Origin of the sequence: Rouxiella badensis (assembly GCF_002093665.1) — a bacterium.
Classification (GTDB): Bacteria; Pseudomonadota; Gammaproteobacteria; order Enterobacterales; family Enterobacteriaceae; genus Rouxiella; species Rouxiella badensis.
The window spans coordinates 13,597-38,421 of the sequence record NZ_MRWE01000026.1 but is presented as its reverse complement, the minus strand read 5'-3'; the positions used below and the strand labels follow the sequence as shown (position 1 = coordinate 38,421).

Sequence of the window (24,825 nt, the reverse complement as noted above, 5' to 3'; positions counted from 1 at the left end):
GATTAATAGACCTTAATCAGCGAGCAACGGATATGACTCTTGATCTTATTGGGGTCGGTATTGGCCCTTTCAATCTCAGTCTGGCAGCGATGGCAAAGGACAGTGGCCTGATACGTAGCGCTTTTTTCGATGCCAATAGCGAATTTGGCTGGCATCCCGGCATGCTGCTGCCCACGGCCACGATGCAGACTTATGTTTTGCAGGATTTAGTCACCACGGTCTCTCCGCGCAGTGAATTCTCGTTCATCAACTATCTGGTCGAGCGCAAAAAAATTTATCGTTTTCTGGCAACAGAGCAGTTAATCATTAGCCGCGACGAGTTTTCAGATTATCTGCGATGGGCATGCGATAAGATGCCAAATCTGCACTTCTCACACCCGGTAGAGCAGATTGATTTTAACGACAGCGAGGGGTGTTTTGAGGTACAGACTTCGCAAGGAAAATTCCAGTCACAGCATATCTGTTTAGGCACCGGTCACGCCCCCTGGGTGCCGAAAGCGGCGCAGTCGGCGCTGGGGAAAAATTGCTTTCACGCGGCAGAAATCGCCCTGCTGGAGCCGGACTTTACCGGCAAAAGGGTGATCATCGTCGGCGGCGGCCAAAGCGGCGCTGACGTAATGCTCAACACGCTCGACGGCCACTGGGGAGAACCGGCAAACCTGAGCTGGCTGTCGCGTCGCCCCAATTTTCAGCCGCTGGACGAATCAATCTTTACCAATGAGTACTTCACCCCGGAATACGTAAACTATTTTTATACTCTGCCGGAAGAGGTTCGCCAACAGGAGATAAGGACGCAGAAACTGCCGTCGGACGGCATCAGCTACCATACGCTGGAGAAAATCTATCAGCATCTTTATCACAAGTTTGATGTGCTGCAACAACCGCGCAACGTCTCCCTGTTGCCGCATCGTGCCTTGAAAAGCGTCATCCGCCGCGCCGAGGATCGCTTTGAGTTGAAGGCTGAGCATGGGCTGAGCCAATGCGATGAGCATTTTGAGGCTGACATCGTGATTTTAGCCACCGGCTATCGTCCTGGACTGCCCGAGTATCTCAAACCGCTATTGGAGAGAATCCCTTACGATGGGGAGCAGCATCTGCCGCTGGAGGCGAATTTTAATCTTCGCTGGAACGGACCGGATACTCACCGTATTTATGCGGTCAATGCCGGGATCCACAGCCACGGCAGCGCCGAGGGCCAGTTGACGCTCACCGCCTGGCGCTCGGCAAAAATCATCAATCACCTGTTGGGCAAGGCGCATTACGACATAAGCCCCAGCCAGTCATTGGTGCAGTGGTGGCCGGGGAAATAGCGTTTTACAGCCTGATACTGCCGTCGATGAGGGTGACTGTTTCACCGCCAATCCACGGTTGCTGCTGCCCATAGCGCACAAAAACTCGACCATCGCGGTGACGCTGCGTGCCCTGACGAACGCGGTAATGCTGCGAGGTCTCGCCGCCGTCCGGGAAGTTAAGCTGCTGAAGTACGCGCGCAAGACAGGCATTGGCGCTGCCAGTAACCGGGTCTTCCACCAGCTGGTTTTGCTCAACCAGCAAAGCTCTTACTTCATAGTCTACCGCTGCCCCTGGCGGATGCGGACCATAAATTGCCAGGCCATTCACGCCAGCCTGCTTTTGCAGTGCGGCAAGTGCGTCGATGTCGGCCTCAACCCGCAAACAGGCTTCGGCGTCAGGCATTCTGACCACCAACCAGCTGATGCCCATCGTGACGACCCAGGCGTCAACGTTAGTCTGGCGACCGCCATGCTGCATGGCGTCATCAAGCAGCGAATAGAGCGACGCGGGCAATACTGAAATCTCGGCGCTCGGCGCGGCAAACGCCAGCCCGCCCTCAGGAAGAAGCTTAACGGAAACCAGGCCGACGCCGCACTCCTGAATCAGCGTACCCGGCGTTTTAGGGACCAAACCAGACTCCAGCAGCGCGTGCGCCGTCCCCAGCGTCGGGTGGCCGGCGAACGGGAACTCGGTATCGGGGGTGAAAATACGCACGCGGTAATCGGCGCGTGGGTCGGTAGGCGGCAAGGCGAAGGTCGTCTCCGACAAATTTGTCCAGCGGGCAAAGGCCTGCAACTGCGCGTCGCTCAAGCCCTCGGCATCAAGAACAACGGCCAGCGGATTACCCTTCAGGGGCTCGGCGGTAAAAACATCGACCTGCTTAAAACGGCGTTTAACGGACATAAAATAGGCTCTTAAGAAAATATTTAGAAAGTAAACGGCTTGATTAAGACGACTCAGCGCGGGTGTTGCTGTTTGCGGAGCAAATCGACGTAGGCTTGATCTACCAGCTCCTGACGCTGGATATCGAGTCGTTCGAGTAAATCTTCGGCGATGGCAATCCCCTGCTCTTCGGTCTCATGGTCTTCGAGTACGACTTCAAACTCGAGATAGTCGCCGAGATGCTTGACGCGATCCAGATGCAGCCGGGTCTGCCCGACCATGAACAGCGTACGCTGTTTTATCACCCGACCGGCGCTGCCGTAGGCTAGCGTCAACGTTTCACGAAGCCCGTCAGGGTCCTGTGTTTCAGAAAGCGAATAGAAACTGGTTTTCGGACCCGCACGATCGGCGCGCTTGTAAAAAATCAGCTCACCGCTGTCGGGCCCCAGCTTGCGCAGCTTGAGGCGGCCGTGCGGACAAACAAAGAAAGTGTCATCCTGGTCGATAAGCTCTGGCACACCGTCGGCCAGCAGCGCTATCTTGGCGTACAGCGCAGAAAAATCATCAATCCGTGCTTTGATTTCAACATTACGAGCCATGGCAAACTCCATAAACAGCGGGGAATAACTCAGTCTATCACTGCAATATGAAGCTATCAGTTTCAACCACTTTTTGCAGTTGATAATGTGCAGTAACCCTATAAACTCATTGGCATTACGCACTAAGGCCGGAGGCCCAAGTCAAGAATGATATGGATTATGATTGCTGCACTGGTTGTCGTTTTTGTGGTGGGATACTGGTTCATGACCGCGGATACGCGAAAGGCCAATGACTCGCTGGCCAGCCTGTTAAAAATCAAGCCGGTATATATTGATTCCATGCTGCTGGAGATGGGTAAACGTCAGAGTGCGATGTTTATTCGCTCGATTAGCGGGGGCTACGCGGAAGAAATTCGTAAGGCGGCGTATATTGTTTTTATCTATCACACGTTTATCAAAGATGCCTCGGACGAAAACATTGCCCACTGGCGTAACGTGCTGGTGCGCGCGCATCTCGATCCGGTGCTAACCAGCGAACACGCGGAGCTGGCGCTGTTTTACTTCTCGGAGCTTGATATCGAGCCTTTCGAGCTGGCACAGTTTCGCCGCAGCTACAATGAGACCTTCAACCAACTGCATCTGGTGTAGCAAGACGGCCTGGTCTGCTTCCCCCAAGACGTTGGGGGAAGGGACAAAACCGATTATCTGAAAACGTTGTCCAGATAATTGGCGAGCAACTGGCGTGAGCTAAAGCCGTGGCAGATGCCGTAGTACGCGGTCACTTCGCTCTCAAGATCGAGAGGAAACTGGGTGTAGACACCGCTGCTGCGAAACGACGCGGTCGGTTCGGCAAAGCGTTCGCTGCGCTCCTTCATCGCCGGATGAATCACCAGCGCCGTGCGACCAAAACGTGCTTCGCGGTTTACGTAAACGTAATGATCCCCACGGCGATAGCCATAGGCTTTATCGTCGACAAAATCCCGTTCAAATCCTGATGTTTCTAAAACTTTTGCCACTTCGTCGGGCCGTAAATACATGGTTTATCCTCGCTCTCAAAACTGCAAAGCGACCTTACCGCAATAAACCTGCCAAACAATGCATTTACGTCTTAATGAGGGGAATTTAGGATTTATCTAAGCTTTTCCCGGCAGGATCTCACCTTCCTGCCGGGAATGTTTAACAAATTACCGTCTTTTTAGATTTAACTTATTGACCGTCATTTTGCATTTGCGCATCACGCATCATCTTCAGCGTAATAAGCATCGCCAGCAGGACCATAAAGGCGGCAGCGAGATAGATAGACGGGGTACCGAAATGTGAAATAACCAGTCCGGCAACCGGGCCGGTAATGCCCAGCCCGAGATCCAGAAACGCTGAGTAGGTTCCTAACGCCGTGCCCTGATTCTGCTGAGGTACCTGTTTCACCGCCTCGACGCCGAGCGCAGGAAACACTAGCGAGAAGCCAGAACCGGTCAGGAACGCGCCAATTTCAACGCTGAACGGGCTGTGCCCGTGCCAAATCATCAGCAGGCCAATGATTTCAATCACAAACGACACCACGGAGACTTTCAGGCCGCCGAAACGAGCAATATTGCTCCCGAAGATCAAGCGCATACCCACGAATCCAAGACTGAAGACGGTCAGCGTAAACGCCGCGCCCGACCAGCCTTTGTCGGCATAATAGAGGGTGATAAAGGTCGCGATTACCCCGAAGCCGATGGTGCCGAAGCCTAATCCCAGGCCGTGCATCCAAATTTTGCCGACCACGGTACGAAACGCCAGACGTTTACCGGTGACGACAGTAATGGCCGGCTTGGTGCTCGCCAGCGCAATCGCCAACGCGGCAATAATCAGGATAGTGACGGCGACCCCCACCAGGCCCCAGTGCGCGTTAAGGAAGACGCCTAAGGGCGCGCCCGCCGCCATCGCGCCGTAGGTGGCCACGCCGTTCCACGAAATCACGCGTCCGGTATGAATCGGATTGGTTGCGCCGATGCCCCATAGGATAGTGCCGGTGGCGGCAAAGCTCTCCCCTACGCCCAGAAATACGCGGCCCACGCAGAGCAGAATCAGGCTCAGCATCGGTGTAGCGGTGGTTAACGAGGCGAATACGTACATTAAGCCACTTATTCCGCAGCAGGAAAGGCCAAAAATAACCACTTTCTTGGGACCAATGTGGTCAGCGTAACGCCCTGCATGAGGTCGGCTGGCCAGGGTCGCGAAATATTGCACGCTGATAATCAGGCCCGCGAGAACCGAATTAAAGCCAAGTTTGCCGTGTACGAATCCGGGCAATACCGCGAGCGGTAAACCGATACTCAAATAGCAAACGAAAGTAAAAATAACTATCGACAGTATGCGTTTATTCAACTGTAAATTAGTTTGGAACTTAGTGGGTGACATTGACTGGCCTGGATGGTGATCACAGTTTTGAGGAATTCACAGCATAAACAGGTTTTTCCGCCCTGCAAATGAAAATACGTTTTAAAAATGTCATCAATTGTCACACCGGCCGCTTTTTTGCAGATAAATCTGAGCCATAGGCTGCAATCCCGCGCCAGCCCTGAAGAAAATCACACTGCGCAAGGTACAAAAAAGCTGATTTTCATCTTCAGATTGCGCATTAAACACTCAGATACACGTGATATCGGTCACAGGGCATTATATTGGGCTATGCTTAATTCAAGTCTTAAAACCAGGCTTCAAAATAAAAGAGTTCATAACAAGGAGAGCTTAATGTTTAAGAAAACAGAGAAATTTGAACGTAATGCCGATGAAGATATTACTTTGCTGGCTGACACCTTGGATGAAGTATTGAAATCCGGTAATTCAAAAACCAAGGAAGAGCTGGAGAAAATTCGCGGCAAGGCAGAAGGCGTATTACGCGATGCCCGTTCCCGCTTTAACGGCAACACAAATTTGACCCAGCACGCTCGAGACGCTGCCAGCCAGGCCACCGATTATGTGAAAGAGAATCCATGGCACGGTGTCGGAGTCGGTGCCGCCGTGGGTATCGTCTTAGGGGTTTTACTGGGCCGTAAATAAGGCCTTTCGACCACGCCAAAATAATCTTTCGCGTTAAAACGCCCCAATGCAGGTGATGCCGCATTGGGGCGTTTTTTTATTGCGGCAAAGACAATCAGCTTAATATGTGAGCGATTTCACCTTTACAAAAATTCTTTAAAAAATCGAAAAAAAGCTAAGCCTGATTCCACGCGGCCTGTCGGCCTTTTCCGTATGTTCGGTAATCAATCATGCAAAAAGCCTATATCTAGGCGGGTTGATAAATACAGCCACTACATCTAGTATTCTTTTCATCGAATACGGATAACCCTTCGATACTCATCTTACGGCTTATCTCCTGCAAGATACGCGGAATATAAGCCGTAAACGTTTCAGTCATCTTACCCTAAAGGTAAATGCGAATCATGAGCATAATCATTTACAGCAAGCCAGACTGCGTGCAATGCAACGCCACTTACCGTGCTATGGATAAACATGGCATTGATTACCAAGTTGTCGATTTAACGCAGGACGCTCAGGCATTAGGTCAGGTTCGTGCGCTGGGTTATCAGCAAGTTCCCGTCATTGTCGCCGGTGATGACCACTGGTCAGGTTTCCGTCCTGATAAAATCACCGCGCTGCGCCAACTGCAAGAAACACACTGAGGCAGGCCATGAGCTGTCTGGTGTATTTTTCGAGCAAGTCGGAAAACACCCACCGCTTTGTCGGCAAACTGGGTTTGCCCGCAGTCAGAATACCGATTGCACCTCAAGGCGAAAAACTGCGAATGGATTGCCCCTACATTTTGCTGGTCCCCAGCTATGGCGGCGGAACAGCGGTCGGGGCAGTCCCCAGACAGGTGATCCACTTCCTCAACGACGAACACAATCGTTCACTCATTCGCGGCGTTATTGCCGCGGGTAACACTAATTTCGGCGCAGCGTACTGCATTGCCGGTGAAATCGTCTCGCAGAAGTGTAAGGTCCCCTACCTTTATCGCTTTGAACTGCTGGGCACACCGGACGACGTTGCAAAGGTCAAGCAGGGAGTAACTGAATTTTGGCAGCGACAGAACTAGCAATCACCGATCCGGGCGTCGGCACACCGGACTATCACGCGCTTAACGCGATGTTAAATCTGTTCGATGCCGAAGGTAAAATTCAGTTCGACAAAGACAGACTGGCCGCACGTCAGTATTTTCTTCAGCATGTGAATCAGAACACGGTGTTCTTCCACAATCTGGCGGAGAAGCTGCGTTATCTGGTCGAAGAAGGCTATTACGACGCTGAAGTCCTCGATCAATACGACTTTGAATCGACCAAGCGTCTGTTTAAACAGGCTTACGCTAAAAAATTCCGCTTCCAGACTTTCCTGGGCGCATTCAAGTATTACACCAGCTACACGCTGAAAACCTTTGACGGCAAGCGCTACCTTGAACGCTACGAAGACCGCGTTTGTCTGGTCGCCATGACGCTGGCGCAGGGTGATATCAAGCTTGCCAGCCATCTGGTCGACGAAATCATCAGCGGCCGTTTCCAGCCTGCGACACCGACCTTCCTTAACTGCGGCAAGAAACAGCGCGGTGAACTGGTCTCGTGCTTCCTGCTGCGTATCGAAGACAACATGGAGTCGATTGGCCGCTCGGTAAACTCTGCCCTGCAGCTGTCAAAACGCGGCGGTGGCGTGGCCTTTATGCTGACCAACATCCGTGAGGTCGGTGCGCCTATCAAGCGTATCGAAAATCAGTCATCGGGGGTGATCCCGATTATGAAGATGCTGGAAGACGCCTTCTCCTATGCAAATCAGCTGGGTGCACGTCAGGGGGCCGGCGCGGTCTATCTCAACGCGCACCACCCGGACATTCTGCGTTTCCTCGACACCAAGCGCGAAAACGCCGACGAGAAGATCCGCATAAAAACGCTGTCTCTCGGCGTGGTTATTCCGGATATCACCTTCGAGCTGGCGAAAAACAACGAAGACATGTATCTGTTCTCGCCGTATCACGTCGAGAAGGTTTACGGTGTGCCGATGTCTGAAATCAGCATCAGCGAGAAGTATCGCGAAATGGTCAACGACAAGCGCATCCATAAAACCAAAATCAACGCCCGCGAGTTCTTCCAGGTGTTGGCTGAGATTCAGTTTGAATCCGGCTACCCTTATATGATGTTCGAGGATACGGTGAACCGCGCCAACCCTATCAAGGGCCGCATCAACATGAGCAACCTGTGCTCGGAAATCTTGCAGGTCAACTCGGCGACGGTGTACGGCGAAGACTTGTCCTACGAGAAAATCGGCAAGGACATCTCCTGCAACCTCGGCTCACTGAATATCGCCGCCGCGATGGACTCACCGGATCTGGGCCAAACGGTTGAAATGTCGATTCGCGCGCTGACTGCCGTGTCCGATATGAGCAACATCCGTTCGGTGCCGTCGGTAGAACAAGGCAACAATGACTCTCACGCCATCGGTCTCGGCCAGATGAACCTGCACGGCTATCTGGCGCGTGAACGCATCTATTATGGTTCGCCAGAAGCGCTGGACTTCACCAACCTCTATTTCTATACCGTAGCCTATCACGCGGTGCGGGCATCAAACCTCTTGGCCATCGAACGCGGCCAGACGTTTAAAGGCTTTGAAGACTCCACCTACGCCAGCGGCGGCTATTTTGACAAGTATTTGCAGGACATCTGGCATCCGAAAACCGAACGCGTACGCCAGCTGTTTGACGACGCAGGCATTGCCGTGCCGGGCGTTGCCGAGTGGACGGCGCTGAAAGAATCAGTGATGGCGCATGGCCTGTACAACCAGAACCTGCAGGCGGTGCCGCCGACCGGTTCTATCTCTTACATTAATAACTCGACCTCAAGTATTCACCCGATTGTCTCACGGGTAGAAATCCGTAAAGAGGGCAAAATCGGCCGCGTTTACTATCCAGCCGCGTTTATGACCAATGACAATCTGGAATACTATCAGGACGCCTACGAGATTGGTCCCGAGAAGATTATCGATACCTACGCCGAAGCCACGCAGCACGTGGATCAGGGCCTGTCGCTGACACTGTTCTTCCGCGATACCGCCACCACGCGCGACATCAACAAGGCGCAAATCTACGCCTGGCGTAAGGGCATCAAGACTATCTATTACATCCGTCTGCGCCAGATGGCGCTGGAAGGTACCGAAGTTCAGGGCTGTGTGTCTTGCACGCTTTAACGGGAACAAATTTAAGGAAATCGCATGAGCTCGGTTAAACAACTGCTGCCGGCACAGCCAATCAGCAAAGCCATTAACTGGAACAAGATCCAGGACGACAAAGATCTCGAGGTGTGGAACCGTCTGACCTCCAATTTCTGGCTGCCGGAAAAGGTCCCATTATCCAACGACATTCCTTCCTGGGCGACGCTGAGCGCCAAAGAGAAGCAGCTGACAATTCGCGTGTTCACCGGCCTGACGCTGCTCGATACGGTGCAGAACATTGTCGGCGCGCCCACGCTGATGAAAGACGCCGTCACCCCGCATGAGGAGGCGGTTTACTCGAATATCTGCTTCATGGAGGCGGTGCACGCACGCTCCTACAGTTCGATTTTCTCGACGCTGTGCATGACTTCGGACGTTGACGACGCTTATCGCTGGAGTGAGGAAAACGTTGCGCTGCAAAACAAGGCCGCGATTATCCTCTCTTACTACAACGGCGAAGATCCGTTGATGAAGAAAGTCGCCAGCGTGTTCCTGGAGTCATTCCTGTTCTATTCAGGCTTCTATCTGCCAATGTACTGGTCGAGCCGCGCCAAGCTGACCAACACCGCCGACCTGATTCGTCTGATCATTCGTGACGAAGCGGTGCACGGTTACTACATTGGCTACAAATTCCAACAGGCGTTGAAACTTGAGAGCGAGGAGCGTCAAAGGCAGGTTAAGGATCAGGCGTTTGACCTGATTCAGGACCTGTATGACAACGAAATTCGCTATACCGAAGAGCTGTATGACGGTGTGGGTTGGAGCGAGGACGTTAAGAAATTCCTGCATTACAACGCTAATAAAGCGCTGATGAACTTGGGTTACGAGGCGCTGTTCCCAGCCAGCATGGCGGAAGTTAACCCGGCAATTCTGTCGGCATTATCGCCAAACGCCGATGAAAACCACGACTTCTTCTCAGGTTCCGGCTCTTCTTACGTTATTGGTAAAGCGGTCAATACCGAAGACGAGGACTGGGATTTCTAATTCTCGTCTTCTCAGTTAGCCTCATAAAAAAGCCTCCTCGGGTCCAGTACGCGGCCCGATAGGCCTTACCGCGGTAGGTTACCTGATTGCCCTTTTCGTCGATCAGATGATTACCGGTACGCCCGGGCACCACGCAGTTATGCGACATATCTTTAGGCGGCGTTATTCCTTCCCGCTTTGGTGATGAAATATTTGAAATTGGTGGTGGCATGAGGCGCGGTCCACGTCCGACAACAATCGGAGATGGACCGTTAAGGGTCAGGAGAAGAACTTGGCCAGCACCAGCAGACCCACGGAGACGTTGATGGCACCGCCGATACGGGTCGCAATCTGCGCGAACGGCATCAGCGTCATACGGTTGCCCGAGGTCAGGATCGCCACGTCGCCGGTGCCGCCCTGCCCGCTCTGGCAGCAGGAGACGATAGCCACGTCGATAGGATGCATGCCAATCTTTTTACCGACGATGAAACCGGTGCCCACCAGCGCGCACACCGTCGAGATGATAACCACCAGATTCTGAATCGTGAAGGCATCCATCAGTTCCTGCCAAGGGGTAATCGCCACGCCTACGGCAAACAGAATCGGATAGGTCACCGCCGTGCGGAAGAATTTATAGACCGCCATCGAGCCGTGCTGAATGGTCGGTGACACCCCGTGCATCAGCTTGACTGCCACCGCCGCAAACAGCATGCCGACCGGCGCAGGCAGGCCAATCAGACGCTGACCGAGCATCCCCACCATGTACAGCAGAATCGCCAACAGCGCACCGCAGGCCAGCGCGTTGATGCCCGGCGTTCCCTCAAACTCGTCGTTACCGTTGGCAATCGCGCCTTTTTTGGCTGGCATCAGAGAACCTTCACCGGTCAGATGCGGAAAACGTTTACCCAGCTGGTTGAGGATCCCGGCGAGCACGATGGCCGTCAGGCCGCCGAGCATCACTATCGGCAGGATCTTGCCGAGCGCGACACCCTGCTCCATGTGCAGCAGCGCCGCATAACCCATCGACAGTGGGATCGCCCCCTCACCCACGCCCCCGGCCATGATAGGCAGGATCAGGAAGAAGAAGATCTGGAACGGCGGCAACCCCATCGCCATACCCACGCCCATTCCCACCAGCATGCCGACGATTTCACCGCACAGCATCGGCACAAAGATCCGCAAGAAGCCCTGGATCAGCGCCTGGCGGTTCATGCTCATGATGCTACCCACGATAATGCAGCAGATATAAAGGTAGAGGATATTGGTTGATTTATAGAACTTGGTGGTTGATTCGACGACAACGTCGGGCAGCAGGCCGTAGTGCACCATCGCGGAAGGGATAAAGGTGGCGCAAATCGCGGCTGCACCGAGTTTACCGAGTAGCGGCAGACGTTTGCCAAATTCTCCGCAGGCAAAGCCGAAGAACGCCAGCGTCGCGACCATTACCACGATGTCGCTCGGCAGTTTACCGCTCAGGCAGTCGAGCAGAATGAGTACGCCGGCAAGAAGAAAGAACGGCAGTGGGATGATACCGACCTTGTAGTTGTCCAGCACGCGCCACCATTTGTCGCGCAGGGCGGTTTGACTCACCAATTGGCGGGCAGCGGCGAGCTCCTTTGCCACGGGATCTTTTTCCTTTACGACAATGTAGGAATCGTCTGTTGTGCTCATAACAAGGTCCTCTTTCTTCATTCTTGTTGGTCTTAGAAAGAGAGGATAGAAATCGGCGACCTGCGGAGCTGTGACAGTATTCAAATTAAAACCGCAGTGTTAAAGGTTCTTATGGTTTTTATGGAGTTAATGTTAATAATCGTATAATCATTCCTGTTTTTTTAGTAAAAAGACCCGTTCCCCTAAAATATCGAGTCAGGCAGATGCGCGCGAAGTTCAGTTTTCAAATAAAATTATTCCTCTGCCTGGTGGCCTTTTCCTGCGTGCTCCTGATGGTGCTCGGTGCATTTCTGTTTCACATTGTTGACCGACAGATGCACCGCGACTTAGGCAATCGAGCCAAGGTTCAGGCCAGCGAGATTGCGCTGATCCCCAACCTGCCAGCGCTGGTCGAGGCAAAGGATACGGCTGGCATCTCGCGTCTTATTACCCCGCTGAGCCAGCACAGCGACGCCAGCTATATCGTAATTGGCGACAGCCACGAGATTCATCTCTACCACTCGAGTCAGCCGCAGAGCGTCAATCATCCGATGGTTGGGGGCGACAACGCCGAAGTGCTGGCGGGCAAAACCATTATCTCGATTAGACAGGGTGGAATCGGCGTGTCGCTGCGCAGCAAAGCGCCGATTATTAATGCAAAAAATCAGGTGGTTGGCATCGTCTCGGTGGGCTATCTCACCTCCTACATCAACGACATCACCCTGCGTCAGCTGGCGCAGGCGCTGCTGTTTGGCCTGCTGCTGCTGTTGGCGCTGTTCCTGTTCTCATGGTTGTTTAGCAAAAACCTGAAAAAGCAGATGTTCTGGCTTGAGCCACGTGATATCTCTTTGCTGGTACGCCAGCAAAAGGCGCTGATGGAAGCCATCTATGAGGGCGTAGTCGCCATCGACGATCGGCTGAATATTCTGACCATCAACCGTGCCGCACGCGAGTTGCTGGGGCTCGAGCAGCCGGAAGCGCAGCTCATTGGCCAACCGATTACTGATGCCATTGCCACCGCGCCAGATTTCTTCACCGCGCAGGCTGCAACGGGAGAACGCCACGATGAGATGGCGCTGTTCAACCAGCGTCCGGTGATTGTTAACCGCGTACCGCTCGAATTGCCCCCTCCGGCGCTGCACGGCTGGGTGTTTAGCTTCCGTGATAAAAATGACATTAATACCCTGAGCAGCCAGCTGAGTCAGGTGACACGCTACGCCGATAACCTTCGCATCATGCGCCACGAGCAGCTCAACTGGACCGCCACCCTCGCCGGCCTGCTGCAAATGCAGCGTTATGATGAAGCGCTGCGCTACGTGCAGGCGCAGTCAGAGGGTGCCCAAGCGGTGCTGGACTTCGTCTCGCAGCGCTTCAAATCGCCCGCGCTGTGCGGTCTGCTGCTCGGCAAATACGTCAGCGCCAAGGAAAAGGGCATCGAGCTGGACTTTGATCCCGGCTGTCAGCTCGCACACCTCCCCGCCGCGCTTGGCGAAAACGAGCTGATGTCGATAGTCGGCAATCTTATTGATAACGCGGTGGAAGCCAGCTTAAAAGTTGATGCGCCGCACGCGCCGGTTGAACTTTATTTGACCGATAGCAATGACCAGCTGATTATTGAGGTCGCGGACAGCGGTGGCGGAATCGACGCCGACATCCGCGCCCGCCTGTTCGAACAAGGCGTCAGCAGCAAGCCTGTAAGCCATTCTGAGCACACCGGCAGCGAACATGGCATCGGGCTTTATGTGGTAGCGAGTTATGTCCGTCAGGCGCAGGGGATGATTGAAATCTCCGATAATCGGCCACAGGGCACCGTGTTTACGGTCTTCATCCCTTTCATAAACGATGACCAGCCACCTACTTTCAAGAAAGCACTATGAACAATAACTATAGCGTCATGGATGTATTAATTGTTGAGGACGAAAGCCACCTCGGCCTGCTGCACCGTGAGTTTATCGAGCAAAACTTCAACCTGCGGGTGGTGGGCATTGCCCCGACGCTGGCACAGGCCAGAAGGCTACTGGAGCTATACCGGCCAAGGCTGGTGTTGCTGGACAATTTCTTGCCCGACGGTCAGGGCATCGAGCTTATCAACTCATCGTTGCTTAAGAGCATTGACTGCTCGGTGATTTTCATCACCGCCGCCAGCGACATGACGACCTGTAGCCAGGCGATGCGCGCGGGGGCGTTCGACTACATTATCAAGCCGGTTTCGTTTCACCGCTTGCAGAGTTCGCTCACCCGTTTTATGCAGCTGGCGCAGACGCTGCGCAACGTGACCACGCTCGACCAGCAGAGTCTCGACAAGCTCTTTAATCTGCCGGGCAGTGAACAGCCAGAAGCCCCGTTGGCCAAGGGCATCGAGCCTAATACCCTCGAACTGATCAAGCAGGTTTTCATTCGCCAGCCGGAGCGTAACTGGTCGGTCGATCAGGTGGTTGAACAGGTCGGGATCAGCAAAACTACGGGCCGCCGATATCTCGAATATTGTGTCGAAACGGCGTTCATTATGGTCGAGATGCAGTATGGAAATATCGGCCATCCAAGACGCCTGTATCGCAAAGCTAATCACGCCGAAAACGCCGCCGAATAGCGGCGTATTTTCACCGAGATCGCACCGAGTTTTCCGCGTATTTTTGCCTCTCAAGCAGCCTAATTCCCCTCGGTCAACCCGCCATAAAATGGCCTATTTCCCCGTTAATTTCTGAAAATCATAAAAAGGATGAAATAGGGGGAATCACTTTTATTTACACTGTAAAAATCTCTGGCCAAATTTTAAAAATAAAAACAACAAAATCAATAATTTAAATTGTTAATAACAATTAAAATCCGCAACGTAAATTAATAGCGCCAACTCAATTCACACTATAAATATGACAAATAATAATTAACCAACGCCCCACGCAAATATCCCTTAACCGACAAGGCCTCAGCGCGAAAATGCGGGGAATAATCAGACCTTTCCTAATTACCCAGCTGGAAACCATGAGACTTGTCTCAGATTCTAAGTGTGTTAGGGTATAAGCCGCACCATATTCCGTTAACAGGAAATTTCTATCACACTCATTCAAATAACAGTATTTAAAATACGACCAAGGAAACGAAAAATTGCATGGCAATTAAAATCGAAGTTAAGAACTTATATAAAGTCTTCGGCGAGCAACCTGAGCGAGCCTTTAAGCTGATTGATGCGGGTAAGGGAAAAGAAGAAATATTTGCAAAAACGGGTCTGTCACTTGGTGTGAAAAACGCCAGTCTGGCCATTGAAGAAGGCGAGATTTTTGTCATCATGGGGCTTTCCGGCTCCGGAAAATCCACCATGGTACGCCTTCTCAATCGTCTGATAGAACCAACCCGTGGCGAAGTGCTGATTGACGGCGAAGATATTGCCAAAATTTCCGACGCCAAGCTGCGCCAGGTGCGCAGAAGCAAAATCAGCATGGTCTTCCAGTCCTTTGCCCTGATGCCTCACCTCACCGTGCTCAACAATACCGCCTTCGGGATGGAGCTTGCCGGGATTCCGGTCAGCGAGCGCAACGAGAAGGCGCTTGATGCGCTACGTCAGGTCGGTCTCGAAAGCTATGCCCACTCCTATCCCGACGAACTTTCCGGCGGTATGCGTCAGCGTGTCGGCCTTGCCCGTGCGATGGCTAACAATCCCGACATTCTGCTGATGGATGAGGCGTTCTCTGCCCTCGACCCGCTCATCCGCACCGAGATGCAAGATGAGCTGGTCAAACTACAGTCAAAACATCAACGTACGATCGTGTTTATTTCCCACGATCTCGACGAAGCCATGCGTATCGGCGACCGTATCGCCATTATGCAGGGCGGCGAAGTGGTGCAGGTCGGCACGCCGGAGGAAATCCTCAACAATCCGGCCAACGACTATGTGCGCACCTTCTTCCGCGGTGTAGATATCAGTCAGGTATTCAGCGCCAAAGACATCGCCCGTCGTCGTCCGGTGACGCTCATCCGTAAGACCCCTGGTTTTGGCCCTCGTGCTGCCCTCAAGCTGCTCGAAGATGAAGACCGTGAATATGGTTATGTCCTTGAACGCGGACAGAAATTTATCGGCGTTGTGTCGGCAGATTCTCTGAAACGTGCACTAAAGGAAAATCAGCCGCTGGAAAGTGCCCTGCTGGAATTACCGGCGCCGGTACCGGCAGACATGCCGCTCAGCGAGCTTATCTCACAGGTTGCCGCTGCACCGTGTGCGGTGCCTGTGGTCTGCGAGGAGAATAACTATATCGGAATTATTTCCAAGGCCATGCTGCTTCAGGCGTTGGATAAAGAGGGGGCAACAGAATGACACAGCAAATTATTAATTCATTGAATAACAGTACGATAGTTCAACATGCGCAGGCGGCACAGGCCGCAGACGCCGCCAGCGATCCTTGGGCTGCTGGCAGCAGCGATGCGGCAACCCAGAGCGCTGCGCCGGCCGACTCCGCGGCGACTGACCCCTGGGACGCCGACAACAGCGGTGCTACCACCAGCACGCCGGACGCAGGCCATCACGCCGCGGCTCAGAGCAGCGACAGCTGGCTGAACGTCGCGCCAGAGCAGCATCAGCACTTTAATATTTTGGATCCTTTCCACAACACGCTTATCCCGCTCGACCGCTGGGTAACCGACGGGATCGACTGGCTTGTTGCGCACTTCCGCCCGCTCTTCCAGGGGATACGTGTCCCGGTCGATTTTGTATTGAGTGGCTTTCAGCACGGCCTCGAGTCGCTGCCCGCCCCGATCGCGATCGTCATCTTTGCGCTGATCGCCTGGCAGATGGCCGGTTTTGGCATGGGTGCGACCACGCTGGTTTCTCTGGTGTTGATAGGCGCGATCGGTGCCTGGTCTCAGGCCATGGTCACGCTGGCGCTGGTGCTAACCTCACTGTTCTTCTGCGTATTGATAGGTCTGCCGCTCGGAATATGGCTGGCGCGCAGCAAAGGTGCGGCCAAGATTATCCGCCCACTGCTCGACGCCATGCAGACGACACCGGCGTTCGTGTATCTGGTGCCGATAGTCATGCTGTTTGGTATCGGTAACGTGCCGGGCGTGGTCGTCACCATTATCTTTGCGCTGCCGCCTATCGTGCGTCTGACAATTCTGGGCATCAATCAGGTGCCCGAAGATCTGATTGAAGCGGCAGAATCCTTCGGTTCAAGCCCGAGCCAGATGCTGTTCAAGGTTCAGCTGCCGCTGGCAATGCCGACCATTATGGCTGGGATCAATCAGACGCTGATGCTGGCGCTGTCGATGGTAGTTATCGCTTCGATGATCGCCGTAGGCGGTCTGGGTCAGATGGTGCTGCGCGGTATCGGTCGTCTGGATATGGGCCTTGCGTCTATCGGCGGTGTCGGGATCGTTATTCTGGCGATTATTCTGGACCGCCTGACTCAGGCATTAGGCCGTGACCGTCGCAGTAAAGGCGGCCATCGCTGGTTCACTCATGGCCCAATCGGTCTGGTCACCAAACCTTTCACTAAAAAAGCCTGAGGATCGTAGCGATGAATCATTCAAAAAAATTACGCCACGGCGGCCTGCTGGCCCTGACGTTAACCGCCCTTCTCGGCAGCCAGGCCATGGCGGCCGACCTGCCGGGCAAAGGCGTAGTAGTGAAACCGCTGCAAAGCACCATTGCCGAAGAATCTTTCCAAACTGAACTGGTGAATCGTGCGCTGAAAGCGCTGGGTTACGACGTGCAGCCCACCAGCGAGGTGGATTACAACGTTGCCTACACCACCATCGCCAGCGGTGACTCGACCTACATGGCCGTTAACTGGGATCCGCTACAGACCGACATGTTTAACGCAGCCGGTGGCAACCAGAAGTTCTACCGTGAAGGCACTTACATCAGCGGCGCGGCGCAGGGGTATTTGATCGACAAGAAAACCGCCGAAAAGTACCACATCCACGACCTGTCGCAGCTGAAAGATCCTAAGCTCGCCAAGCTGTTCGACGACAACGGCGACGGCAAAGCGGACCTGACCGGCTGTGAGCCGGGATGGGGCTGCGGCGAGGTTATCGATGCACAGCTCAAAGCCTACGGCCTGAGCAATACCGTGCAGCAAAACTCCGGCAACTACGCGGCAATCATGGCCGATACCCTGACCCGCTATCGTCAGGGCAAGCCGGTGCTGTATTACACCTGGACGCCTTACTGGGTCAGCAACGTGCTGAAACCGGGCAAGGATGTGCTCTGGCTGACGGTGCCGTTCTCGGCCAATACGGGTTCACAAAAAAATCTCGATACCACGCTGCCTAACGGCAAGAACTACGGTTTCCCGGTTAATAACGAGCATATTGTGGCCAACAAACAGTGGGCCGCCGCCAATCCGGCCGCCGCGAAGCTGTTTGCGGTGATGAAGCTGCCGCTGGCGGACGTTAATGCCCAGAACCTGAGCATGCACAACGGCGAATCTTCCGCCCAAGATATTCAAGACCAGGTAAGTGGCTGGATTACAGCGCATCAGGCGACCTACAACGGCTGGCTCGACGAAGCCAAAGCCGCGGCGAATAAATAATCAGGGATAACAATAATGATGAAGATAAAGACTCTTTGGGCGATAGCCGCTCTGAGCACTCTGGGTTCTGCGTCCGCTTTTGCGGCTGACCTTCCGGGCAAAGGCGTCACCGTGACGCCTATCCAAAGCACCATCAGCGAAGAGACTTTCCAGACTCTGCTGGTCGATAAAGCGTTGGAAAAACTCGGTTATACCGTTCAGCCTATCCGTGAAGTGGATTATAACGTCGGTTACACCACCATTGCAGAAGGCGACGGCACCTTTATGGCCGCCAACTGGGCACCGCTGCATGACAACATGTTTAACGCGGCCGGTGGCAAGCAGAAGTTCTACCGCGAAGGCACTTACGTGACCGGCGCGGCACAGGGCTATCTAATAGATAAAAAAACCGCCCAGAAATATCACATTACCAACATCAGCCAGTTTAAAGATCCCAAAATCGCCAAGCTGTTCGACACCAACGGTGATGGCAAGGCCGACCTGACCGGTTGTACGCCGGGCTGGGGCTGTGAGGCGGCGCTGAACGAGCAGATTAAAGACTACGGCCTGACCGACACCGTGCAGCACAATCAGGGTAACTACTCAGCGATGATTGCTGACACCATTACCCGCTATAAAGAAGGTAAGCCTATCTTCTACTACACCTGGACGCCGTACTGGGTCAGCAACGTACTGGTGCCAGGCAAAGATACCGTTTGGTTACAGGTGCCGTTCTCGGTTATTCCGGGCGACAAAAATGCCGATACCAAACTGCCTGACGGCCGCAACTATGGCTTCCCGGTGAGTACCATGCACATCGTGGCTAACCTCAAGTGGGCGCAGGCTAACCCGGCTGCCGCGAAGCTGTTCGCCATCATGAAGCTGCCACTGGCCGATATTAATGCGCAGAATGCGGCAATGCACAACGGTCAAAGCTCAGAGGCTGACATCGAGGCGCAGACCAACGGCTGGATCAAGGCTCACCAGGCTATTTTCGACGGTTGGATTCAAGAGGCCGCTGCCGCAGCAAAATAACGCTTAACGGCATCTGATGGTGGGGAAAAAGGGGCAACGAAATTTTCTGTTGCCCCTTTTTATTGGGCTCTACCAGGCAAAGCTAGGGGCTGACTCTGAACTCCTCCTCGGAGAAAGCCATAAACCGCTCGGCGACGGCCGACAAACTTTGTTGCCAGACGCAAAATACCTGGCGTCGGATAGCGCTGTCTATCGGGATCGAGACCAATCCCCTGGCGTGTTCCGCCGTCGACAGCGGCACTATCCCCGCAGCCAGCGATTTACGGACGATATTTTCCAGCCACTCAATGTGATCGATTTCAAAACTGACGTGCCGCGTTATGCCCTCGGAAAAAAAAGCCTTGTCGGTTTGTCGTCTGGCACCGGAACCCTGATAAAAATCGACTAAAGGTACCTGGGACAATTCAGACAGGCGCAGACGTTCACGACCGGCAAACGGGTGATCGCGACTCACCATGGCCACCAACGGCTCGTCGGTCAACAGCTTATGCGGCATTGCCAGCGCCTCCTTATCGCCGGGCCATAGCCCAACAAACGCCACATCGGTTCGCGCTTGCTGAACATCCTCCAGCAGTTTTTCGCTCATCGCGACGTATAAACGAATATTCACCAAGGGATAGCGCTGATTAAAACGCGCAAGCTGCCCAATGAGGTCAATCGTATTCAGCGTAGATATCGTTCCTACCGTTAGGGTGCCACCTATCTCACCTTTCAACGCTTCCATGGTATCCAGCAAATGATTATGCGCGGCCAGCCACTGCTCGGCCGGCGCCAAAAAGGCTCGCCCTGCGGCGGTAAGCTCGACCTGTCTGGAGGTGCGTTCGAATAACGGGCTGCCTAACTCCTCTTCGAGCTTGGCTATTTGGTGACTCAATGCGGATTGTACGGTGTGACAGCGCTTTGCGGCTCGGGTGAAGTTCTGTTCCTGAGCAACGGCCAAGGCAAAGCGGATCTGCTTTAAATTCATTTATTCATCTCAAAACGAGATAGTTGAGATGATAATTATACATTGGTTTATTATTTTTAATTAACAGATACTCCTCGCGTAATCCTTAAAATCTTCCCCATAAAAGAAATGAATTCTATGACAACTTCAACCCATTCTTCTGCTCAGCAGCAAGCGGTATTGAGTCCGGGTCTTATCCTGCTTATGGCTGTTGCCACCGGGCTTGCGGCAGCAAGCAACTATTATGCCCAGCCTCTGCTGGAAACCATCGCCCGAGCCTTTCATCTTTCGGTCAATCAGGCCGGATTTATCGTGACTACCGCCCAGCTCGGTTACGCCTTCGGGCTACTGTTCCTGGTGCCACTCGGCGATATGTTTGAGCGTCGCAGCATGATTGTCGTTATGACCCTGCTCTCGGCGGCCGGACTGCTGATTACCGCCAACTCGACGTCAATCTCCATGATGCTGGTCGGTACAGCCCTGACCGGACTGTTTTCTGTCGTTGCGCAGGTACTGGTTCCGCTTGCCGCCACGCTGGCCGAACCCGCGCGGCGCGGTAAGATTGTCGGCATGATCATGTCCGGCCTGCTGCTGGGTATTCTTCTGGCCCGCACCGTCTCCGGCCTTCTAGCGGCACTTGGCGGTTGGCGCACCGTATACTGGGTCGCCAGCGTGCTGATGGTGATTATGTCCGCAGTCCTGTGGCGCGTACTGCCGCAGCACAAGCAGAATACTCACCTCAACTACCTCCAGTTAATGAAGTCTATCTTTACCCTGTTCTTCTTCACGCCGGTGCTGCGTACCCGCGCGCTTATCGGCATGTTTATCTTCGCCAACTTCAGCGCACTGTGGACCTCGATGGCGTTTCTACTGGCTGGGCCGAGCTACGGCTATTCCGAGGGTGTGATTGGGCTGTTTGGTCTGGTCGGGGCGGCGGGTGCGCTGGCCGCCACCCGTGCTGGGCATCTTGCCGATAAAGGCAAAGCTCAGCTGACGACCACCTGTGGCCTGGTCCTGCTGCTGCTCTCGTGGTCTGCCGTGGCTTACGGCCAGCACTCCATCATCTCGCTGATACTGGGCATTATCGTGCTCGACCTCTGCGTGCAGGGAGTGCATATCACCAATCAAAGCGTCATTTATAAACTGATGCCCGAGGCGCGTAATCGCCTGACGGCGGGTTATATGACCAGCTATTTCATTGGCGGTGCGGCAGGTTCGGTCGTCTCAGCGGCGGCGTTTCAGGCGGCAGGATGGTACGGCGTCTGTACAGCCGGTGCCATTTTTTGCGTCATCAATCTGGTCGTCTGGCTGTTTGGACACAAGCACAGATTCGGCTGAGAAAGTGTTTCGGGCGTGATGATCACGCCCCTGATTAGCATGCGAATAGTTATTAGTGAAATTTTTTTTGAACCAAAGGGTATAAAGAGTACTAACAGTCTGATATTATTTTTTCAATAAATTATACGCTAACGAAACATCCTGCTTTTATTTAGCAATAAAATTCTTATGCACAGCAACACAGACCCAGAAATGGCTTCGGCACCCGAAGAGTCAACGTTTGTTCAAGGTGTCTTTGATAGCTTGCCGATAGTCATTGGCTATCTCCCCGTCGCTTTTGCCTTTGGGCTAAGTGCGGTAAAACATGGTTTTACCCCGCTCGAAAGTTTGCTTTTTTCCATCCTGATTTATGCCGGTGCCAGCCAGTTTGTGATTACTGCGCTGCTGAGCGCTGGAATGTCCCTGTGGGTTTCTGCCCTCACCGTGATGGCCATGGACGTCAGACACGTCCTTTATGGCCCATCTTTGCGCAATCGTTTGGGCTCGCGGATTCAAGGTTCCAAGACCAAAGTCTGGGCCTTTGGCTTGACCGATGAAGTTTTTGCCGCGGCGACAACTAAGCTCATCCGCAACAAGCGGAGCTGGAGCGCAAACTGGATGTGCGGCCTCGCACTGACCTCATGGATTTCCTGGGTGTTCGGCACCGGCGTGGGCACGCTGTTTGCCGACGGCCCGCTTGAGGCTTATCCGGCCATTGAGGCGTCACTGTCCTTTATGCTGCCGGCGCTCTTTCTGAGCTTCCTTCTGGCGGCTTTCAGACGTCAGCATAGCCTGGTGTTTATTGCCTCGATGGTCGGTGCGCTGGGCGGTCTCCTGTTTTATTCCATCCCGGTCGCTATCCTCTGCGGCATAGGTGGGGGCTGTCTGGCATCGTTGAAAAAACCAGCCCATGTCCACGCGGTCAGGAACCTCAACAATGAAAGCTGAAGTCATTCTCGTTTGTTTGGTGGTGGGGACGGCGAATTACCTGTTCCGCTACCTCCCGCTGCGCCTGGGCGGCGTGCGAAAAAAAGACACGTCGCATCGTCCAGCCTGGATTAATCGAATGCTGGACAGTATTGGGATCGCCTCTATCTGTGCGCTGCTCGTGGTATCAAGCACGCCGGAGATCCTGCGCGACAGCCAGAAACTGCTGCCGACGCTGGCAGGATTTGTGGTGCTGGCGCTGACCTTCTGGCGCAGCAAAAGCATCATCTTTGCCACGCTCACCGGCGCCGTCATTTACGGGTTGGTTTTCAAGGTGATGCTTATTTCCGGATAAAGATTGTGTCAAAAAGGCGGGCAAATTCACCCTGTTCGCCGGAAAAAAAAAGTTTTACTTTCAACCGTTACAAGACCACACGAATAGCTAACTATTTAATGGCTTATAACATTTACATTATTAATTACACTGGTTACTATCTCAATTGTAACTAATGAGGTTTCTCACGATGGAAAGTTCATTCGCACCTATCGAACACATGTTAAATTTCCGCGCTAAAAAGCAAAAAGATTTCCCGTATCAGGAAATTCTGCTGACCAGACTGTGTATGCACATGCACAGCAAGCTGCTGGAAAATAGAAACAAGATGCTGAAAGCGCAAGGAATTAACGAAACGCTGTTCATGGCGTTGATCACGCTGGATGCACGGGAATCACACAGTATCCAGCCTTCGGAGCTGAGTGCTGCGCTGGGGTCTTCTCGTACCAATGCGACCCGTATTGCCGATGAGTTGGAAAAGCGCGGATGGATTGAAAGACGTGAGAGCGATAACGACCGTCGCTGCCTGCATTTGCATCTGACTGCAGACGGTGAAGCCTTTATTCAGAAACTGTTGCCGCCTCAGCATAAAAGTTTGCATTTTCTCTGGTCAACTCTTGATATTGAAGAGCAGAAACAGCTGGAAGAGCTCACGCGCAAGCTGTTGACCCGTCTCGACCAGATGGATGCAACCTCAACATTATAATCGACTTTTTGTTCAGGTAATTAATCCATGTCTCTTCCAGTCAGCTGGAGATTTACGCCGCTGTTTGCTGTTTTATTGCTGGCGGGTTGCGCCTCCAGCAATAATATTGCTCCGCAGTCCACGCTGCTGAGCAATCAGCAGCTTAAGCTGGCGCAGCCGAAGGTCAGCTCGCTGGCGATAAGCCCACAGTGGTGGCGTAGCCTGCAAGACCCGCAGCTCGATAGTTTAATGACCCAGACTCTGCAAAATTCACCGTCTTTACGTCAGGCTGCTGCGCGCGTGCGCGAAGCACAGAGCGTGATGGGTGAAACTAACGCGGCCAACGGGCCTTATGTCGACCTTAACGCCTCGAGCAATCGACAGAAGATATCGCAGAATACCTATCAGCCGTTCCTCAACGGGTATCCGGGGAGTCCGGTCTATGAAACCACCAATAATCTTGGGCTTAATCTGAGCTACGAGTTTGACTGGTGGGGGAAATACCGCAATCAGGTAAATGCCGCCAAGGCACAGGTCGATTCCGCTCGCGCGGAGCAGGCTGAGGCAGCGCTCTCGCTGTCGAGCTCGGTGGCGTCTACCTACTATCAATTGCAGGCCAACTATGCGGTACAAAAAGTTCTGCAACAGGAAGTGGACAACAACCAGCGTTTAGCCGACCTGCGTAAAGCCCAATATCAGGCGGGCGTTTACGGTATCGACATTCCGCAACAGACGCAGGCTCAGGCCGATAGCGCCAAGCAGCAGATTATTAAGCTGCAATCACAGATAGACCAACTTAAGCACCAGTTGGCCGCGCTGGCAGGACAAGGCCCGGACGCGATGAACAATCTGCATCCTGTTGCCCTGCCCGGCGATGACCTGCTGGCACCGAAAGGCGACCTGACCATTGATTTACTGGGCAAACGTCCGGACATCGTGGCACAGCGCGAACTGGTCGAGTCCTATTCACAGCGTATTGCCGCCGCGAAAAAAGACTTTTACCCGAGCCTGTCGATCAGCGCCTTTGCCGGTTTAAGCACCACCAACTACGGCGCCACCAGCCCGAACCTGTTTGAAGCAGCGAGTCAGGCCTGGAACCTCGCGCCAGCGATTTCACTGCCTATTTTCCACGCGGGCGCTCTACGCAGCAAATTGGGTGAAGAGTCAGCGCTCTATGACGAGTCCGTTGAGTCCTACAACCAGACGCTGCTGAATGCCATTCAGCAAACTGCCGACGCGCTGACCGTTCAGAATAGCTCTGCCCTGCAGCTGCAACAGTCGCTTTCTGCCGAGAAATCGTTGCAGGAGGTTTATCGCGTTGCCAGCGCACGTTATTCCGCAGGCACCATCGGACGCGATCAGCTGCTGACCAGCCAAGCTTCTCTCCTGCAACAGCAGCAGGCCGCCTTGACTGCGGCAAGCAACGTTTTGCAGGCGAAAATTAGTTTAATCCGTGCATTAGGCGGCGGCTATCAGGCCCCGGCTGCGGACAACAAAGCATAATAACGAGACTC

At 53.6% G+C, this 24,825-nt stretch carries 24 protein-coding genes; 18 read left to right on the top strand and 6 right to left on the bottom strand.

The genetic code is table 11. From position 1 onward, the window contains the following. Nucleotides 1-32 precede the first annotated feature (32 nt). Nucleotides 33-1,310 (top strand): lysine N(6)-hydroxylase/L-ornithine N(5)-oxygenase family protein, encoded by a 1,278-nt coding sequence (locus BS640_RS15200; protein ID WP_017491416.1) that lies wholly within the window; start codon nucleotides 33-35, stop codon nucleotides 1,308-1,310. A gap of 4 nt (nucleotides 1,311-1,314) precedes the next feature. On the opposite strand, the gene BS640_RS15195 is transcribed toward BS640_RS15200, so the two are convergent. Further along, the gene (locus BS640_RS15195; protein ID WP_084912864.1) at nucleotides 1,315-2,196 is read right to left on the bottom strand and encodes a PhzF family phenazine biosynthesis protein; all 882 of its coding nucleotides are present in this window, start codon (nucleotides 2,194-2,196) and stop codon (nucleotides 1,315-1,317) included. 53 nt (nucleotides 2,197-2,249) lie between these two features. Continuing rightward, nucleotides 2,250-2,774, bottom strand: coding sequence for a class IV adenylate cyclase (locus tag BS640_RS15190; protein WP_017491418.1), 525 nt, complete (start codon nucleotides 2,772-2,774; stop codon nucleotides 2,250-2,252). 147 nt (nucleotides 2,775-2,921) lie between these two features. On the opposite strand from BS640_RS15190, the gene BS640_RS15185 reads away from it, so the two are divergent. Continuing rightward, nucleotides 2,922-3,362, top strand: a complete 441-nt coding sequence (locus BS640_RS15185; protein WP_026110465.1) for a DUF1198 domain-containing protein — start codon at nucleotides 2,922-2,924, stop codon at nucleotides 3,360-3,362. 53 nt (nucleotides 3,363-3,415) lie between these two features. On the opposite strand, the gene BS640_RS15180 is transcribed toward BS640_RS15185, so the two are convergent. Further along, the gene (locus tag BS640_RS15180; protein ID WP_017491420.1) at nucleotides 3,416-3,751 is read right to left on the bottom strand and encodes a DUF2002 family protein; all 336 of its coding nucleotides are present in this window, start codon (nucleotides 3,749-3,751) and stop codon (nucleotides 3,416-3,418) included. A 169-nt stretch (nucleotides 3,752-3,920) separates the two neighbouring features. Further along, entirely contained in the window at nucleotides 3,921-5,117 is a 1,197-nt protein-coding gene (locus BS640_RS15175; protein ID WP_017491421.1) for an MFS transporter, read from the bottom strand. A gap of 333 nt (nucleotides 5,118-5,450) precedes the next feature. Between BS640_RS15175 and BS640_RS15170 the strand changes: the two genes are divergently transcribed. From BS640_RS15170 to nrdF, 5 genes are all read left to right on the top strand, one after another. Then, entirely contained in the window at nucleotides 5,451-5,759 is a 309-nt protein-coding gene (locus tag BS640_RS15170) for a DUF883 family protein (RefSeq protein WP_017491422.1), read from the top strand. Nucleotides 5,760-6,142: 383 nt separating this feature from the next. Next, nucleotides 6,143-6,382 carry a glutaredoxin-like protein NrdH gene (gene nrdH / locus BS640_RS15165; RefSeq protein WP_017491423.1) on the top strand — a complete coding sequence of 80 codons (240 nt, stop codon included), beginning with the start codon at nucleotides 6,143-6,145 and terminating at the stop codon, nucleotides 6,380-6,382. Between the two features lie 8 nt (nucleotides 6,383-6,390). Then, a complete protein-coding gene (gene nrdI / locus BS640_RS15160) occupies nucleotides 6,391-6,795 on the top strand; it encodes a class Ib ribonucleoside-diphosphate reductase assembly flavoprotein NrdI (protein ID WP_017491424.1) in 405 nt (134 codons plus the stop codon). Further along, entirely contained in the window at nucleotides 6,777-8,927 is a 2,151-nt protein-coding gene (nrdE, locus tag BS640_RS15155; RefSeq protein ID WP_017491425.1) for a class 1b ribonucleoside-diphosphate reductase subunit alpha, read from the top strand. Before nrdI ends, nrdE begins: the two co-directional genes overlap by 19 nt. A gap of 24 nt (nucleotides 8,928-8,951) precedes the next feature. Beyond that, on the top strand, nucleotides 8,952-9,935 hold the full coding sequence (gene nrdF / locus BS640_RS15150) for a class 1b ribonucleoside-diphosphate reductase subunit beta (RefSeq protein WP_017491426.1): 984 nt from the start codon (nucleotides 8,952-8,954) through the stop codon (nucleotides 9,933-9,935). Between the two features lie 258 nt (nucleotides 9,936-10,193). Here the strand turns inward: nrdF and BS640_RS15145 are convergent, their stop codons facing one another. After that, complete coding sequence (locus BS640_RS15145; protein ID WP_017491427.1) at nucleotides 10,194-11,585, bottom strand: 2-hydroxycarboxylate transporter family protein; 1,392 nt, start codon at nucleotides 11,583-11,585, stop codon at nucleotides 10,194-10,196. Between the two features lie 203 nt (nucleotides 11,586-11,788). On the opposite strand from BS640_RS15145, the gene BS640_RS15140 reads away from it, so the two are divergent. The 6 genes from BS640_RS15140 (at nucleotide 11,789) to proX (BS640_RS15115) (ending at nucleotide 19,102) form a co-directional block, all read left to right on the top strand. Then, nucleotides 11,789-13,441 carry an ATP-binding protein gene (locus BS640_RS15140; RefSeq protein ID WP_084912863.1) on the top strand — a complete coding sequence of 551 codons (1,653 nt, stop codon included), beginning with the start codon at nucleotides 11,789-11,791 and terminating at the stop codon, nucleotides 13,439-13,441. Further along, nucleotides 13,438-14,154: a response regulator gene (locus tag BS640_RS15135; RefSeq protein WP_017491430.1), complete on the top strand. Its 717-nt coding sequence runs from the start codon at nucleotides 13,438-13,440 to the stop codon at nucleotides 14,152-14,154. The genes BS640_RS15140 and BS640_RS15135 overlap by 4 nt, the downstream gene beginning before the upstream one ends. Nucleotides 14,155-14,673: 519 nt before the next feature. Then, on the top strand, nucleotides 14,674-15,873 hold the full coding sequence (proV, locus tag BS640_RS15130; RefSeq protein ID WP_017491431.1) for a glycine betaine/L-proline ABC transporter ATP-binding protein ProV: 1,200 nt from the start codon (nucleotides 14,674-14,676) through the stop codon (nucleotides 15,871-15,873). Then, nucleotides 15,870-17,060, top strand: a complete 1,191-nt coding sequence (gene proW, locus BS640_RS15125) for a glycine betaine/L-proline ABC transporter permease ProW (RefSeq protein WP_017491432.1) — start codon at nucleotides 15,870-15,872, stop codon at nucleotides 17,058-17,060. The genes proV and proW overlap by 4 nt, the downstream gene beginning before the upstream one ends. 11 nt (nucleotides 17,061-17,071) lie before the next feature. Beyond that, the gene (proX, locus tag BS640_RS15120; protein WP_017491433.1) at nucleotides 17,072-18,088 is read left to right on the top strand and encodes a glycine betaine/L-proline ABC transporter substrate-binding protein ProX; all 1,017 of its coding nucleotides are present in this window, start codon (nucleotides 17,072-17,074) and stop codon (nucleotides 18,086-18,088) included. Between the two features lie 18 nt (nucleotides 18,089-18,106). After that, nucleotides 18,107-19,102, top strand: a complete 996-nt coding sequence (proX, locus tag BS640_RS15115) for a glycine betaine/L-proline ABC transporter substrate-binding protein ProX (protein ID WP_084912876.1) — start codon at nucleotides 18,107-18,109, stop codon at nucleotides 19,100-19,102. Between the two features lie 82 nt (nucleotides 19,103-19,184). On the opposite strand, the gene BS640_RS15110 is transcribed toward proX (BS640_RS15115), so the two are convergent. After that, nucleotides 19,185-20,069, bottom strand: coding sequence for a LysR family transcriptional regulator (locus BS640_RS15110; RefSeq protein ID WP_084912862.1), 885 nt, complete (start codon nucleotides 20,067-20,069; stop codon nucleotides 19,185-19,187). Between the two features lie 117 nt (nucleotides 20,070-20,186). On the opposite strand from BS640_RS15110, the gene BS640_RS15105 reads away from it, so the two are divergent. From BS640_RS15105 to BS640_RS15085, 5 genes are all read left to right on the top strand, one after another. After that, nucleotides 20,187-21,386 (top strand): MFS transporter, encoded by a 1,200-nt coding sequence (locus BS640_RS15105; protein ID WP_017491436.1) that lies wholly within the window; start codon nucleotides 20,187-20,189, stop codon nucleotides 21,384-21,386. Between the two features lie 168 nt (nucleotides 21,387-21,554). Beyond that, nucleotides 21,555-22,313, top strand: a complete 759-nt coding sequence (locus tag BS640_RS15100) for an AzlC family ABC transporter permease (protein ID WP_084912861.1) — start codon at nucleotides 21,555-21,557, stop codon at nucleotides 22,311-22,313. Continuing rightward, a complete protein-coding gene (gene ygaH, locus BS640_RS15095; protein WP_017491438.1) occupies nucleotides 22,303-22,647 on the top strand; it encodes an L-valine transporter subunit YgaH in 345 nt (114 codons plus the stop codon). The genes BS640_RS15100 and ygaH overlap by 11 nt, the downstream gene beginning before the upstream one ends. Nucleotides 22,648-22,816: 169 nt before the next feature. After that, nucleotides 22,817-23,332, top strand: coding sequence for a transcriptional repressor MprA (gene mprA / locus BS640_RS15090; RefSeq protein ID WP_017491439.1), 516 nt, complete (start codon nucleotides 22,817-22,819; stop codon nucleotides 23,330-23,332). 27 nt (nucleotides 23,333-23,359) lie between these two features. Beyond that, on the top strand, nucleotides 23,360-24,814 hold the full coding sequence (locus BS640_RS15085) for an efflux transporter outer membrane subunit (protein WP_017491440.1): 1,455 nt from the start codon (nucleotides 23,360-23,362) through the stop codon (nucleotides 24,812-24,814). Nucleotides 24,815-24,825 lie beyond the last annotated feature (11 nt).

Bases quoted from the DNA above. Each gene is read 5' to 3' on its own strand.
- BS640_RS15200 (WP_017491416.1), top strand. From the start codon at position 33: ATGACTCTTGATCTTATTGGGGTCGGTATTGGCCCTTTCAATCTCAGT.
- BS640_RS15195 (WP_084912864.1), bottom strand. From the start codon at position 2,196: ATGTCCGTTAAACGCCGTTTTAAGCAGGTCGATGTTTTTACCGCCGAG.
- BS640_RS15190 (WP_017491418.1), bottom strand. From the start codon at position 2,774: ATGGCTCGTAATGTTGAAATCAAAGCACGGATTGATGATTTTTCTGCG.
- BS640_RS15185 (WP_026110465.1), top strand. From the start codon at position 2,922: ATGATATGGATTATGATTGCTGCACTGGTTGTCGTTTTTGTGGTGGGA.
- BS640_RS15180 (WP_017491420.1), bottom strand. From the start codon at position 3,751: ATGTATTTACGGCCCGACGAAGTGGCAAAAGTTTTAGAAACATCAGGA.
- BS640_RS15175 (WP_017491421.1), bottom strand. From the start codon at position 5,117: ATGTCACCCACTAAGTTCCAAACTAATTTACAGTTGAATAAACGCATA.
- BS640_RS15170 (WP_017491422.1), top strand. From the start codon at position 5,451: ATGTTTAAGAAAACAGAGAAATTTGAACGTAATGCCGATGAAGATATT.
- nrdH (WP_017491423.1), top strand. From the start codon at position 6,143: ATGAGCATAATCATTTACAGCAAGCCAGACTGCGTGCAATGCAACGCC.
- nrdI (WP_017491424.1), top strand. From the start codon at position 6,391: ATGAGCTGTCTGGTGTATTTTTCGAGCAAGTCGGAAAACACCCACCGC.
- nrdF (WP_017491426.1), top strand. From the start codon at position 8,952: ATGAGCTCGGTTAAACAACTGCTGCCGGCACAGCCAATCAGCAAAGCC.
- BS640_RS15145 (WP_017491427.1), bottom strand. From the start codon at position 11,585: ATGAGCACAACAGACGATTCCTACATTGTCGTAAAGGAAAAAGATCCC.
- BS640_RS15140 (WP_084912863.1), top strand. From the start codon at position 11,789: ATGCGCGCGAAGTTCAGTTTTCAAATAAAATTATTCCTCTGCCTGGTG.
- BS640_RS15135 (WP_017491430.1), top strand. From the start codon at position 13,438: ATGAACAATAACTATAGCGTCATGGATGTATTAATTGTTGAGGACGAA.
- proV (WP_017491431.1), top strand. From the start codon at position 14,674: ATGGCAATTAAAATCGAAGTTAAGAACTTATATAAAGTCTTCGGCGAG.
- proW (WP_017491432.1), top strand. From the start codon at position 15,870: ATGACACAGCAAATTATTAATTCATTGAATAACAGTACGATAGTTCAA.
- proX (WP_017491433.1), top strand. From the start codon at position 17,072: ATGAATCATTCAAAAAAATTACGCCACGGCGGCCTGCTGGCCCTGACG.
- proX (WP_084912876.1), top strand. From the start codon at position 18,107: ATGAAGATAAAGACTCTTTGGGCGATAGCCGCTCTGAGCACTCTGGGT.
- BS640_RS15110 (WP_084912862.1), bottom strand. From the start codon at position 20,069: ATGAATTTAAAGCAGATCCGCTTTGCCTTGGCCGTTGCTCAGGAACAG.
- BS640_RS15105 (WP_017491436.1), top strand. From the start codon at position 20,187: ATGACAACTTCAACCCATTCTTCTGCTCAGCAGCAAGCGGTATTGAGT.
- BS640_RS15100 (WP_084912861.1), top strand. From the start codon at position 21,555: ATGCACAGCAACACAGACCCAGAAATGGCTTCGGCACCCGAAGAGTCA.
- ygaH (WP_017491438.1), top strand. From the start codon at position 22,303: ATGAAAGCTGAAGTCATTCTCGTTTGTTTGGTGGTGGGGACGGCGAAT.
- mprA (WP_017491439.1), top strand. From the start codon at position 22,817: ATGGAAAGTTCATTCGCACCTATCGAACACATGTTAAATTTCCGCGCT.
- BS640_RS15085 (WP_017491440.1), top strand. From the start codon at position 23,360: ATGTCTCTTCCAGTCAGCTGGAGATTTACGCCGCTGTTTGCTGTTTTA.